The organism is Solirubrum puertoriconensis, assembly GCF_001483135.1.
Taxonomy (GTDB): domain Bacteria; phylum Bacteroidota; class Bacteroidia; order Cytophagales; family Hymenobacteraceae; genus Solirubrum; species Solirubrum puertoriconensis.
This window is the reverse complement of record NZ_LNAL01000005.1, coordinates 185,792-198,592: the sequence shown is the minus strand read 5'-3', so window position 1 is coordinate 198,592 and position 12,801 is coordinate 185,792. Positions and strand designations below refer to the sequence as shown.

Below are 12,801 nucleotides of genomic sequence, written 5' to 3'. Positions count from 1 at the left end.
TTCGCTTTTCTTCCTGCATGTTCAGTTTAAGTGGCAAAACGGCCGTCGTAACGGGCGGCGGCAGCGGCATTGGCCGGGCCATTAGCTTGCTGTTTGCCCGCCAGGGCGCTGCGGTGCACATCATCGAGCTAAACACCGCCGCAGCCCAGGACACCGCCGACGAAATTTCCCAAGCTGGCGGCGCCGTGCAGGTGCACGCGGCCGATGTAAGCCAGCAGGCACAGGTACAAGCCACGTTTGGGGCAATCGGGCGAGCCGATATTCTCATCAACAACGCCGGCATTGCGCACGTGGGCAACGTGGAAAATACCGCCGAGGCCGATTTCGACCGCGTGTACCAGGTAAATGTGAAGGGCGCCTACAACTGCCTGCACGCCGCCGTGCCGCTGATGAAACGGCAGGGCGGGGGCGTAATCCTGAACGTGGCCTCCATTGCCGCGCACGTAGGCATCACCGACCGCTTCGCGTACTCCATGAGCAAGGGCGCCATCTTCGCCATGACGCTGTCGGTGGCCCGCGACTACCTAGGGGCGGGCATCCGCTGCAACAGCATTTCGCCGGCCCGGGTGCACACGCCGTTTGTCGATGGATTCATCGCCAAAAACTACGCCGGGCAAGAGGCTGAGATTTTTGAGAAGCTCTCCAAAAGCCAACCCATCGGCCGCATGGGTCAGCCCGACGAAATTGCCGCGTTGGCGTTGTATCTGTGTTCCGACGAAGCCGGCTTCGTAACGGGCTGCGATTTTCCCATCGACGGCGGCTTTATCAAACTGAATAATTAGACCTTGAACGCCCGCCACGCTCCGGGCAACCCAAGGCCGCTGTTGCCGCGGCCTCACCAATTCCTTCTTCACCTATGAAACTCATTCGCTTCGGCCAGCCTGAGCTGGAAAAACCCGGCGTTCTGATTGATGATGTGCGCTACGACGTATCGGCCCTGGTGCGCGACTACGACGAGCAGTTTTTTGCCCAAGGCGGGTTGTTGCAGCTGGCTAAGGTGGTGGAACAGCAGCTGGCCGGCAAGCTGCCAGTGGTGCCCGATTCGGTGCGCCTGGGCAGCCCGGTGGCGCGCCCCTCCAAGCTGGTGTGCGTGGGGCTGAATTACGCCGACCATGCCCGCGAAACCGACGCCACCCCGCCCGCCGAGCCGGTGCTGTTTCTGAAATCGACCACCGCCATTGTCGGCCCGCACGACGACATTGTGATTCCGAAAAACTCGGTGAAAACCGACTGGGAAGTAGAGCTGGCCGTGGTAATTGGCAAGCGCGCCTCCTACGTGAGCGAGGCCGACGCCCCGGGCTACATTGCCGGCTACGTGCTGCACAACGACGTATCGGAACGCGAGTTTCAGCTGGAGCGCGGCGGCACCTGGGATAAGGGCAAAGGCTGCGACACGTTTGCGCCCCTAGGCCCCTACCTGGCCACGGCCGATGAGCTGCCCGACCTCGACAACCTGCGTTTGTGGCTGTCGGTGAACGGGCAGCTGATGCAGGATGGCACCACCGCCGAGCTCATCTTCCGCATTCCCTACCTCATCAGCTACATCAGCCAGTTCATGACTCTGCTGCCCGGCGACGTGATTTCGACCGGCACGCCCGCGGGCGTGGGCTTAGGCCTGAAGCCTCCGGTGTATCTGCAGCCCGGCGACGTGGTGGAGCTGGGCATCGATGGCCTGGGCACCTCCCGGCAGGTGGTAAAGGCTTATGGTCAGGATTGACGCCCACCAGCATTTCTGGCGCTACCAGCCCGCGCGCGACGCCTGGATAACGGAAGACATGGCCGTTATCCGGCGCGACTTTCTGCCCGCCGACCTAGCCCCGCTGCTCCGCCAGCACGGCTTCGATGGCTGCGTGGCCGTGCAGGCCGATCAGTCGGCTACCGAAACCACGTTCCTGCTCGAACTAGCTGCCCGCCACGAGTTTATTCGGGGCGTAGTGGGCTGGGTTGATTTGCAGGCGCCCGACGTGGCGGAGCAGCTGGCCGCTTACCGCCCGCACGCCAAGCTCAAAGGCTTTCGGCACGTCCTGCAAAGCGAAACCGACCGTGGCCTGATGCTGACCCCCGCGTTCCGGCGCGGCCTGGCGGCGCTGCAGCGGCAGGGCTTCAGCTACGATTTGCTGGTGTTTCCCGATCAGCTGGCGTACTGTCGGCAGTTGGTCGAGGCCTTCCCCGAGCTGCCCTTCGTGCTCGACCACCTCGGCAAGCCCTACATCCGGCAGGGCGAGCTGGCCGCGTGGGCTTACGACGTACGTAGCCTGGCCGCCTTGCCCAACGTGAGCTGCAAAGTATCGGGGCTGGTAACGGAAGCCGATTGGCGGCAGTGGCAGCCAGCCGATTTTCGGCCTTACCTCGACGTGGTGTTTGAGGCGTTCGGGCCGCAGCGCGTAATGTTCGGCTCCGACTGGCCCGTGTGCCAATTGGCAGGTACTTACACCGAGGTGATGGCCGTAGCGCAGCGCTACCTCACCAGCTTTTCGGCCGCCGAGCAGCGCCAGTTTTGGGGCGAAAACGCGGCCCGCTTTTACCGTTTATAGTCAACCTACTTCAACATGAATCTGGAGCTGCAGAACAAGGTAATTGTGGTGAGCGGCGGGGCGAAGGGTATTGGGGAAGGCATCGTGCGCGTGCTGGCCGCCGAGGGCGCCGTGCCGGTTATCCTAGGTCGGAACGAGGCCGACAACCAACAGGTGGTGGCCAGTATTGAAGCCGCGGGCGGAAAAGCCGGGCAAGTACCCGCCGAGCTATCCGCCCCGCAGGCCTGCGAGCAAGCCGTGCAGCAAGTAATCGCGCAGTTCGGCCGCATTGATGGGCTGGTAAACAACGCCGGCGCCAACGACGGGGTAGGGCTGGAGCACGGCTCGTACGAGAGCTTTATGGCCTCGCTGCACAAAAACGTGGTGCACTACTACCTGCTGGCGCACTACGCCTTGCCCGAGTTGATAAAGCACCGCGGCGCCATCGTCAACATCACCTCCAAAACAGCCGAAACCGGGCAGGGCAACACCTCGGCTTACGCCGCGGCCAACGGTGCCCGCAACGCCCTCACGCGCGAGTGGGCGGTGGAACTGCTGAAGTACCAGATTCGGGTGAATGCCGTGGTGGTAGCGGAGAGCTGGACGCCGCAGTACGAGTCGTGGATTCAGACCCTGCCCAACCCCGAAGAAAAGCTGCGCGAAATCAGCGGTAAAATTCCGCTGGGCAACCGCATGACTACGCCTGAGGAAATTGCCAACACAGTAGCCTTTCTGCTCTCGGAACGCAGCAGCCACACCACCGGCCAGATCATTCACGTGGATGGCGGCTACGTGCACCTCGATCGGGCGTTGGCTAACGCCTAGGTGGCACTAGCGCAGCAGCACGGTAAGGCTGCGCGCCCCGTGTGCGCCAATCACCAACGACTGCTCTATATCGGCCGTTTTCGAGGGGCCGGCAATGAACACGCCGTACGCGCCGGTGTGCCCCACTTGGGCGTATGCCTGGTGCATGTTGGCCACGATGCGCTGCCGCGAAAGCATTAGCACCAGGTGCTGTGCAATCATGGGCAGGGCGCGGTGCAGCATGTTGGCCTCGGGCACCCATACAGCCCCGTTTTCGGCCACGCCAAACTCGCCCGCCAGCACGGCCAACTCCACGGCTTCGAGCACCGGAATAGCCGTTTGCCCATCGACCGGCACGGAAGCCGGAATCAAATTGGAGGCAATGCGCTGGGCCTCGGGATAGAGCTGCCGAACAACATCCTCGAGCGGCTGCTCGGGAGCAAGCTGCACCACTTGCCCCCCGATGAAGTGCAGCCATTCCGTGAAGCGCTCCACGGTAGCTTCGCCCTCAAAATCTACCACGCCGGGTAGGGACGTGGGAGCGGGGCGGTTGGCGCGCACGGCCGCCAATATGGTTTCGCGGGAGGACATGAGAGGGAATATAAGATTAGGGCACGAATGAGCGGGGTGGCTACTTCACTTATTCACTCATTTACTGAGTCACCGTTTGCTGGTACCACTCGCGGAAGCTTTGGGCAGGAGGCTCGGGCAGCTCGCGCGCTTTGGCCCAAGGGTTTAAGGCAGCCGCGTGGCTGAGGCCGCGGGGCAACAGGCGCAGTCCTTCGCGGGCTACTTTGCCACCCAAGCGGTACAGGCCCGGCCGGGCCAGGCCCCAGCTCAATAGTTTCATGCCTAATTTTTTACCTAGGGGCAAAGCGTTGCTTTGGGCAATCAGCTGCCGCCACTTATACAGCTGGTTGTGGATGTCGATTTTCACCGGGCACACATCGGTGCAGGAGCCGCACAGCGTGGAGGCAAACGGCAAGGTGCTGTGCTTGTGTAGGTCGATATTGGGCGACAAAATAGCGCCGATAGGCCCGGGCACCGTGAAGTTGTAGCTGTGGCCGCCGCTGCGACGGTATACCGGGCAGGTATTCATGCAGGCTCCGCAGCGAATGCACTTCAGCGAGTTGCGGAAGTCGGGGCGGCCCAGCTGCCGCGTGCGCCCGTTGTCCACGATGACGATGTGCATTTGCCGACCGGGCGCGGGCTGGCTGAAGTGCGAGGTGTAGGTGGTTACGGGCTGCCCCGTAGCGCTGCGAGCGAGCAAGCGGGTAAACACGCCTAGGTCGGCGGTGCGCGGTATCAGCTTTTCCATGCCCATGCAGGCAATGTGCACTTGCGCGAGGTTCACGCCCAGGTCGGCGTTGCCCTCGTTGGTGCACACCACCACGGCACCCGTTTCGGCCACGGCAAAGTTGACGCCCGAAATGGCCACCTGCCCAATCAGAAACTTCTCGCGCAGGTGCAGGCGGGCCGCTTCCGTGAGGTTTTGCGGGTCTTTTTCGCCCTTCGGAGTGCCCAGGTGCTGGTGAAAGGTTTCGCCAACATCCTCTTTCTTGAGGTGAATGGCGGGCAGCACCAAATGGCTCGGGGCCTCCTCGCGCAGCTGCACAATTCGCTCGCCCAGGTCGGTATCAACCACCGCAATGCCGTGCTGCTGCAGGTAGGGGTTGAGGTGGCATTCCTCCGTCAGCATCGATTTGCTTTTGACGATGCTGCTGGCTCCGGCAGCCTTGATGATGCTTAGCACAATGCGGTTGTGCTCGTCGGCATCGGCTGCCCAGTGCACCTGCACGCCATTGGCCCGGGCATTGCGCTCGAACTGTTCGAGGTACTCGTCGAGGCGGCTGAGGGTGTGCTCCTTTATGTCGGAAGCCAGCTGGCGCAGCTGCTGAAACTCCGGAACGCCGTACGCGGCTTTGTCGCGCTTCTGGCGCACAAACCACAGCGTTTCGTCGTGCCAGGTGGTACGCTCGGCGTCGCTGGTAAAAGCCGCTGCTCGTTGGGGGTGACTCATAGCGTAAGGGCGCCAAAGGCGGGTAGTACAGGCCTGGCCGAGGGTACAAATGACCCGGCCTGCGTACTCAGTCAGTAACTTGTTGTTCCGCCGCAACCACTTGCTCCGCGCCAATAGCTGCGGGTACCACGGTGGTTTGCAGCGCTTCGTTCAGGATTTCCGCCGCGTGCAGCACCCGCATGGGCAGCTGTTGGCGGCGTACTAGGCCTTGCAGGTGCATCAGGCAAGACATATCGCCGCCGGTAAGCACCTGGGTGCCGTTGCGCAGGTGGTCGTGCACGCGGTCGTGGCCCATGCGCGCCGAAACGGCTTCCTCTGTTACGCAAAACGTGCCGCCAAATCCGCAGCACTCATCGTTGCGCGTCAGCTCCGTTAGCTCCAGGCCATCGATGGAGCGCAGCAGGCGGCTAAGCTGCCCATCGCGCACCGGCGTCATTTCCGACTCGTTGGCCTGGTGCAGCCCGCGCTGGCCGTGGCAGCTGAGGTGCAGCCCCACTTGGTGCGGAAAGCGGCCGGTCAGCTCCGTTACGCCCAGCACTTGGGTAATGAAGTCGAACAGATCGTAAGTAGCCGTGCGCACGTGCTGCACCGCGCCCGATTGCTCCACGATGTCGTAGTGCTTGCGCACGTGGTGCACGCAGCTGCCCGAAGGCGCTACCACGTAGTCGTAGTCCTGGAAGGTGCGCACAAAGTGCTGGTACACCGGCACGGCATCACGCTCGCAACCGGTGTTGGCCATGGGTTGCCCACAACAGGTTTGCTGCCCCGGAAAGTCGGCCCGCACGCCCAGCTTCTCGAGCAGCTGGTAGGTCGCAATGCCCACCTGCGGAAAAAACTGATCGACGTAGCACGGAATGAACAATCCTACTTTCATGTGCCTCACCCCCTAGCCCCCTCTCCGAAGGGAGAGGGGGAACTAGCTTTGGTTATTAGAGTTAGAAATTAAAGCCAGGCCTCACCGCAAACTTTGTCGACTCACTCAGAAACCTAGCTCAAGCGTAACTACAAGCTAGTTCCTCCTCTCTTTTTGGAGAGGGGGCTAGGGGGTGAGGCTTTAGGTAAACAGCAACTGCGTCTTCGTCCAGGCTTCGCCCTGCTCCAGGTGGGTAAGTGCACCAAGGGCAGTGGCCTGCGGAACCTCCAGCGTGCGGATGTCGCACTGCGGAAAATTCCAGCTCAGTACCTGCATAAAGAGCGGGTTTCGCGCAAAGCCCCCGTCCACGTAGATGATGCGCTCATCCTGCCGCACCAGGTTGATGGATTCGGTCAGAATATCCATCAGGCCGTGAATGAGGTGGTGGTAGGCTTCGCCGGCGGTTTTGAAGCCGTCGAGCTCCCATTCCAGCACCGGCTCATCGGGGAAGGGGCCCGTACCGGCCATGCACCACGGCTTAAAGCTCGCCGAGGCCTCATCGTAGGGGCGGGCCAGCACGATGGAGCGGTAGAAATCAGACTTAACGTGGAAGTGGTTGGCAATGCGCTGCACCTGGTAGTCGTGCTCGCGGCCGAAGAACACCCGCGCGGCCTTGGTCATGCGGCCTTTCGGCGACAGATAGCTCAGGCAGTCGCGGCGCAGCAGCTCGGGCGTGAGCGGCTGATCGTTGAAGGGGTTGAGCGTAATGGCCCAGGTACCCGTGGATACGAGCAGAAACGGATCGGAACACTCGAGCAAGTAAGGCAGCACCGCCGCCGAGGAGTCGTGCAACCCCACGCCCACCAGCACGCCATCGACTACCGTGGCTACGGAGTCCTGCGTGAGCGGCGCCAGCTTATCGTCGATGCCTTCGCGCAGCACCCAATCGTGGTAATTGCCTTTCGTAAAATCCCACAACCCCGTGTGGCAACCCACCGAGGTGTAGTCGCTAAACGCCTCGCCCGTAATCAGGTAGGAGAGGTACTGCGGCAAATGCAGCGAGGTGCGAATGCGCGAGTACTGCTGGGGCTTGGCGTACTTTAGCCAGTATAGCTGCAGGCCCGAGTTCAGCATACCCAACTGCGGCGAGCAGGTAACGGCCGCAAACTCCTCTGCCGACTCCTCGAGCGCGGCGTAGAACCGCTCGGCCCATTGCTCGGGCATAGGCTTGAGGTAATTGTAGAGCGGCAGCACCGGCTGGCCGTTGGCCCCTAGGTGCACAAAGCTGGCCCCGTAGGAGGTGAAGTTGATGCCCTTAACGGAGTAGTGCGGGTTGGTGCGCAGGGCGTGCCAATGATCCTGCACCCACTGCGACAGGCGCGCTACGCTTTCGCACGGAAAGCCATCGTCGTCGACGGTATCGACGCAGATGTGCTGCTTTTCTTCGATGATCTGGCGGTCTTCGTCGAACAGGATCAACTTCTTGTTCGTCTTGCCCACATCGAACACGGCGTAGATAGTCTTTTTCATAGTCCGGTCGAGAGGCTAAGCTTGCCGCGTTGCTGAATAAGTTGTTCGCGAATGCGTTGCGTGCGGTAAGCCGAAACGGGGTCGAGCACCCCGCCGGCCTGGCGGTACGCTTCCTGCACCAAGGGGCGCACGTCGGTCAGGAAAGCGTCGCGCAGCAGCTCCTCGGCGCGCACCACGTCGTTCTGTTGCTGCAGCTCACCTAGGGTAGTGCGGTCGACGAGCAGGGCTTTGGCGTAAGCACCCAGGATGTTATCGACGGATTGCAGCAGGTCTTCGAGCGGGTCTTTGGTGTTGTGGCTTGCGTCGATCATGTACGCCACGGCGGGGTTCTGCACCGCCGCGTCCTGCGCGCCATCTACCAGCTCGTTGAAAATCAGGAACAGCTGGAAGGGCTTCATGCTGCCCGTGGTCAGGTCGTCGTCGCCGTACATCGAGCCGTTGAAGTGGAAACCACCTAGGCGGCCAAAGTGCAGCAGGCGGCCCACAATCTGCTCGATGTTGGTGTTGGGCAGGTGGTGGCCTAGGTCGACGAGCACCTGCGCCTGCTGACCCAGCTGCTGGCACAGCGAGTAGGAGGTGCCCCAGTCGGGGATAATCATGGAGTAGAAGTGCGGCTCGTAGGGCTTGTACTCAATGAGCATTGTCCAGTCGGAGGGCAGCGCTTCGTAGATAGCTGCCAGCGACTCCTGCGTGCGCTGGTAGGCGCGGCGGAAGTGCTGCTGACCGGGGAAGTTAGAGCCATCGGCCAGCCACACGGTGTGCGTTTTGGCACCTAGCTGCTCGCCGTAGCGCACGCACTCAACATTGTGCTGAATGGCCTGCTCGCGCACCGCCTGCTCGGTGTGGCACAGCGAGCCAAACTTGTAGGAGTAAGCCTGCTCTTGCTGATCCTGAAAGGTGTTGGAGTTGACCGAGTCGATGGTCAGCTTTTTTTCCTGCAGAAGCTGCTGCAGTGCGGGCACATCCTCCGGAATGTCCCACGGAATGTGCAGCGAAATAGCATTTGACGAGCCGTTGAGCTGGTTCAATAGGCCTACGTCCTGGATCTTTTCTTCCAGGCTGCGCGGCTCCCCACCCAGCGGGTAGCGGCCGAAGCGCGTGCCGCCCGTGCCCAGCGCCCAGCTCGGGATGGCTACCTGAAACGCAACCAGCTGCTGGATGATGTGCTGCGCGTCGAGACCGCGGCGAGCCAGCAGGTCGCGCACGTAGCCCAGCCGAAACCGGTGCTCATCCAAGTGGCTTTGGTTGAAGTCGTGGATGCGTTGGGAGTCAATCATAAGCAGGCGATGGGTAGCAACCACCTAGGCGCTGCATTGGGCAAATCCTAGGTAGCCGAATGGGACATAGCTAACGGTAAGCAAAGTAGAGCGCCCTCGGCCCCGAACTCTTCTGAACTCTCCTGCTAAGAGCACTAATTGCGAGAAATGTGTCGCCTGCAAAAAACAGCGGCTCCCGTGCCTAACGCAGAGGAGCCGCTAACATGGGGCCTTACAACGACCCTCGCCGAATGGTGTAGAAAGGGTTTTTCACTTTCTCTTGCCGGCCTTGCAGCAGCATATTGGCAGCGGTTTGGCCCATGGCCTCGAAGTCCGTAGAAATAACCGTGATGCCCAGCAGCTCCTTGAGCGTGCTGGTGTTAAACGACAGAATGCCGATTTCGCGGCCGAGCAGGTAGGGCGTTTGGCGCACTTTTTTGATGAGCTCGGCCAGGTCGGTGGTTTCGACCACGATATAGGCGGTACCGGCTTCCAGCACCTCATTCATAGCGTTTTCCTTAATCGAAAACTCCTTGCCGTGCTTGCCGCAAAACGTACGGAAGCCCCAGGCAATTTCGACGGGGTAGTTATTGCCCACGCTGGGCAGCACCAGTACCAGTTTGTGGTACTTCTGCAGTAAATCCGTAACGCCCTCCAGTGCCCCGAAAATGTCCTTGTCGAAGTCCTGGTACACGCTCAGGCAGGGGTGCTTTAGGTCCGGAATATCCTTGTCGAGCAGCACCAGCTCGCCCGTCGGGATGGAGTTCAGGATAGCTTTATAATCGGCCTTTTCGGTGTCCTGCGTAAAGTGCGGCATCACCACGTAGTGGTTGTACTTGCCGAGGCACTTCTCCATGATGTCCTGAAACAGCTTGGCGCTGTAGTGGTGGATCTGCAGATCCACCGTGGCCCGGTCACCCAGGGCGTTCAGGAAGGCGTAGTAGATGATCTTTTTATAGGAGCTGAGCTTGTTGAAAACCAGCAGGATTTTCAGCTTGCTTGCGTCGGTGGCCTGCACGTAGTAGCCCTTGCCCTGCACCGAGGTAATGAAGCCCCGGGCGCGCAGCTCGCGGTAGGCCTTCTCGACGGTGTCGCGGGCCAGGTAGTACTCGGCGCTCAGCTCGCTGATGGAGGGCAGCTGATCCTCCCGTTTCAGTACGCCGCGCTCGATGTCGGTTATAACCGACTGCACTATCTGCTTGTACTTGGGGGTTTTGTCAAAGGGCTTGAACTGCAGCTTATACATGCCAGGTACGCGGAAGCAATAGAGGTGAACCCGGCTGGCTGTAGCATGCTACCGCCAAGCCATTGCAGCATGGCAGCACCCACAATCTCTCGCGGGTTGAGAAGAGAGCCAATGCTGCAAGCAGTTCACAGTGGTGGTGGAGGGTTGGGAGCACTAAAACTTACCAAATCTGCGCTAACCCCGAACATAGCGGAAGTATATTTTTCCGCAAACGATGCCGGGAACGTTCTCATTGACAAGGCAACGAGCAGCATCCAGGGCGCAGCAGGTACAAAAAAAGCAGGCCGAAAACCAGCCTGCTTTTTTCCAAACCACTAAAGAAAACCGCGCTAAACTGTTAGCGCACAAAAGCCATGGCTACGCCGCCGTCTACGTTCAGCACGTTGCCGGTCGATTTGCTTAGCGAGCCATCCACGAAGACCAGCACCGCCTTGGCAATGTCTTCGGCCAGTACTTCTTCGCCGAGCAGGGTGCGCTTGGCGTAGTGAGCGGGCAGGTCCTCTACCGAAACTCCGTAGGCCTTGGCGCGGCCAGCGGCCCAGTCGCCTTCCCAAATTTTGCTGCCGCGCAGCACGGCGTCGGGGTTCACGGTGTTCACGCGAATCTTATCGGGACCCAGTTCGGCAGCCAGCAGGCGCGACATGTGCAGCTGGGCTGCTTTGGCGGTGCCGTAGCCCACATTGTTGGGGCCGGCTACCAAGCCGTTTTTGCTGGCGATGTTTACCACGTGGCCGCCCAGCTGCTGCGCCCGCAGAATTTCCACGGCCTGCTGCGTTACCAGGAACTGGCCTTTCACCAGCACATCCTGCAGCAAGTCCCAGTCGGCCTGGCTGGTTTCGCCTAGGGGCTTAGAGATGCTCAGGCCGGCGCAGTTCACCACCACATCGACGCCGCCAAACTGCAGCACGGCTTGTTGCAGCGAACTGGCAATGGCCTCGGCGCTCGTTACATCGATGGCCGCGGTGAGGGCGTGGTCTTTGCCGTAGCGCTGGCGCAGCTCGGTTTGGGTTTCCTCGAGCCGGTCGCGGTCGACGGCCACTACGCAGGCGCCGTTTTGCAGCAGCACTTCGCAGATAGCCTTGCCAATGCCGCCGGTGCCGCCCGTCACGTAGGCCACCTGGCCCGACAGCGACTTGGGCTTGGGCATGCGCTGCAGCTTAGCTTCTTCGAGCAGCCAGTACTCAATGTCGAAGGCTTCCTGCTCGGGCAGGCCCTGGTACTCCGACACGGCCTCGGCCCCGCGCATCACGTTGATGGCGTTGGTGTAGAACTCGGCTGATACCCGGGCCGTCTGCTTGTCCTTGGCGAAGGTGAACATGCCCACGCCGGGCCACAAAATCACCACCGGATTAGGGTCGCGGCGGGCCGGGGAATCGGGGTGCTTGCAGCGCTCGTAGTACGCGGTATAATCTTGGCGGTAGGCCTCGAACTGCTCCTGCAGGTACTCCTTCACGGCCGGCAGGGGCTGGTGCATTTGAGCCGGGTCGAGCACCAGCGGCCGGATTTTGGTGCGCAGGAAGTGGTCGGGGCAGGAGGTGCCCAGCCGGGCCAGGCGCGGCAAGTCGTGCGAGTTCACAAACTCCAGCACGCGGGCATCGTCGGTGTAGTGGCCCAGCATGCGGCGGTGGCTCGAGGCCAGGCCGCGCAGGGTAGGCAGCACTTCGGCGGCGTACTTGCGGCGGGTAGCCGCATCGGGGCCGTTTTGCAGCTTAACCCCGCCGAACACCGGGCGCTTTTGGCCGAAGTTCTCCTGCAGGTAAGCAGCCGCCTGCTCAATTACCTCCAGCGTGTTCAGGTAGCACTCGTAGGAGGTTTCGCCCCAGGTAAACAAGCCGTGCCCACCCAGAATGACGCCCCGAATGCCGGGGTTGTTTTTCACGGTAGCCTCGAGCTGCAGCCCCAGGTCGAAACCGGGACGCTGCCACGGAATCCAGGCCATTGTGTCGCCCCAGATTTCCTTCATAATCTGCTCGCCGTCTTTGCTGGCGGCAATGGCAATGAGGGCATCGGGGTGCAGGTGGTCGATGTGCTTAAAGGGCAGCAGGCCGTGCAGCGGGGTATCAATGGAAGGCGCAGCGCACTTCGGGTCGAACAGGCAGTGGTCGAACAAAGCCACCATTTCGTCTTCGTGCGCGAGGCCGCGGTAGCGGTTTTTCAGGGCGTGCAGCTTGTCTACGTAGAGGTTGGCGCAGCCGGCTTTGGTGAGCGTGCCAATATCGCCGCCCGAGCCTTTTACCCACATCACGTCGGCCGGCTCGCCCGTCACGGGGTCGGTAGCGGTAATTTTGCAGGAGGTATTGCCGCCGGCGTAGTTGGTGAGGCGCAAATCGGCCCCAAGCAGGTTGGAGCGGTAGAGAAACAGAGCTACTTCGTCGCCGCTTAATTCAAGCGCTTTCGCATCGTCCCAGAGGTAGCTGACGTGCTGAAAGGTGAGCGTTTTTTCCATATTGTGCCTCGGTTGAATTCCAGTAGAGCAGTAGTGGTAAGCTTCGAAACAAAGTACGCCGCTCGCTCCGGGGTCAACCTCCTGCACTCTCCTGCTTTCCAGTAAAATAATGCAACCGTTGGCGGCAGTGATT

Annotated in this window: 11 protein-coding genes; 4 read left to right on the top strand and 7 right to left on the bottom strand. The window is 61.1% G+C overall.

Features of this window, described 5'->3' with window-relative positions:
* Window positions 1–17: 17 nt before the first annotated feature.
* From ASU33_RS04590 to ASU33_RS04575, 4 genes are all read left to right on the top strand, one after another.
* On the top strand, window positions 18–782 hold the full coding sequence (locus ASU33_RS04590; RefSeq protein ID WP_059068677.1) for an SDR family NAD(P)-dependent oxidoreductase: 765 nt from the start codon (window positions 18–20) through the stop codon (window positions 780–782).
* Window positions 783–856: 74 nt separating this feature from the next.
* Complete coding sequence (locus tag ASU33_RS04585; RefSeq protein ID WP_059068674.1) at window positions 857–1,717, top strand: fumarylacetoacetate hydrolase family protein; 861 nt, start codon at window positions 857–859, stop codon at window positions 1,715–1,717.
* On the top strand, window positions 1,704–2,534 hold the full coding sequence (locus ASU33_RS04580; RefSeq protein WP_059068672.1) for an amidohydrolase family protein: 831 nt from the start codon (window positions 1,704–1,706) through the stop codon (window positions 2,532–2,534). Before ASU33_RS04585 ends, ASU33_RS04580 begins: the two co-directional genes overlap by 14 nt.
* Window positions 2,535–2,549: 15 nt before the next feature.
* Window positions 2,550–3,338 (top strand): L-fucose dehydrogenase, encoded by a 789-nt coding sequence (locus tag ASU33_RS04575; RefSeq protein WP_059068670.1) that lies wholly within the window; start codon window positions 2,550–2,552, stop codon window positions 3,336–3,338.
* Between the two features lie 6 nt (window positions 3,339–3,344).
* On the opposite strand, the gene ASU33_RS04570 is transcribed toward ASU33_RS04575, so the two are convergent.
* The 7 genes from ASU33_RS04570 to ASU33_RS04540 form a co-directional block, all read right to left on the bottom strand.
* Window positions 3,345–3,908 carry a LutC/YkgG family protein gene (locus ASU33_RS04570; protein WP_059068668.1) on the bottom strand — a complete coding sequence of 188 codons (564 nt, stop codon included), beginning with the start codon at window positions 3,906–3,908 and terminating at the stop codon, window positions 3,345–3,347.
* Between the two features lie 61 nt (window positions 3,909–3,969).
* Window positions 3,970–5,337, bottom strand: a complete 1,368-nt coding sequence (locus ASU33_RS04565) for a lactate utilization protein B (protein WP_059068665.1) — start codon at window positions 5,335–5,337, stop codon at window positions 3,970–3,972.
* 67 nt (window positions 5,338–5,404) lie between these two features.
* Window positions 5,405–6,211: a (Fe-S)-binding protein gene (locus ASU33_RS04560; RefSeq protein WP_078062877.1), complete on the bottom strand. Its 807-nt coding sequence runs from the start codon at window positions 6,209–6,211 to the stop codon at window positions 5,405–5,407.
* A 180-nt stretch (window positions 6,212–6,391) separates the two neighbouring features.
* Window positions 6,392–7,720 carry an FGGY-family carbohydrate kinase gene (locus ASU33_RS04555; RefSeq protein WP_059068662.1) on the bottom strand — a complete coding sequence of 443 codons (1,329 nt, stop codon included), beginning with the start codon at window positions 7,718–7,720 and terminating at the stop codon, window positions 6,392–6,394.
* On the bottom strand, window positions 7,717–8,997 hold the full coding sequence (locus ASU33_RS04550) for a sugar isomerase (protein WP_059068661.1): 1,281 nt from the start codon (window positions 8,995–8,997) through the stop codon (window positions 7,717–7,719). Before ASU33_RS04550 ends, ASU33_RS04555 begins: the two co-directional genes overlap by 4 nt.
* Window positions 8,998–9,208: 211 nt before the next feature.
* Complete coding sequence (locus ASU33_RS04545; protein ID WP_059068659.1) at window positions 9,209–10,222, bottom strand: GntR family transcriptional regulator; 1,014 nt, start codon at window positions 10,220–10,222, stop codon at window positions 9,209–9,211.
* A gap of 337 nt (window positions 10,223–10,559) precedes the next feature.
* A complete protein-coding gene (locus ASU33_RS04540; RefSeq protein ID WP_059068656.1) occupies window positions 10,560–12,668 on the bottom strand; it encodes a bifunctional rhamnulose-1-phosphate aldolase/short-chain dehydrogenase in 2,109 nt (702 codons plus the stop codon).
* Window positions 12,669–12,801: the final 133 nt, after the last annotated feature.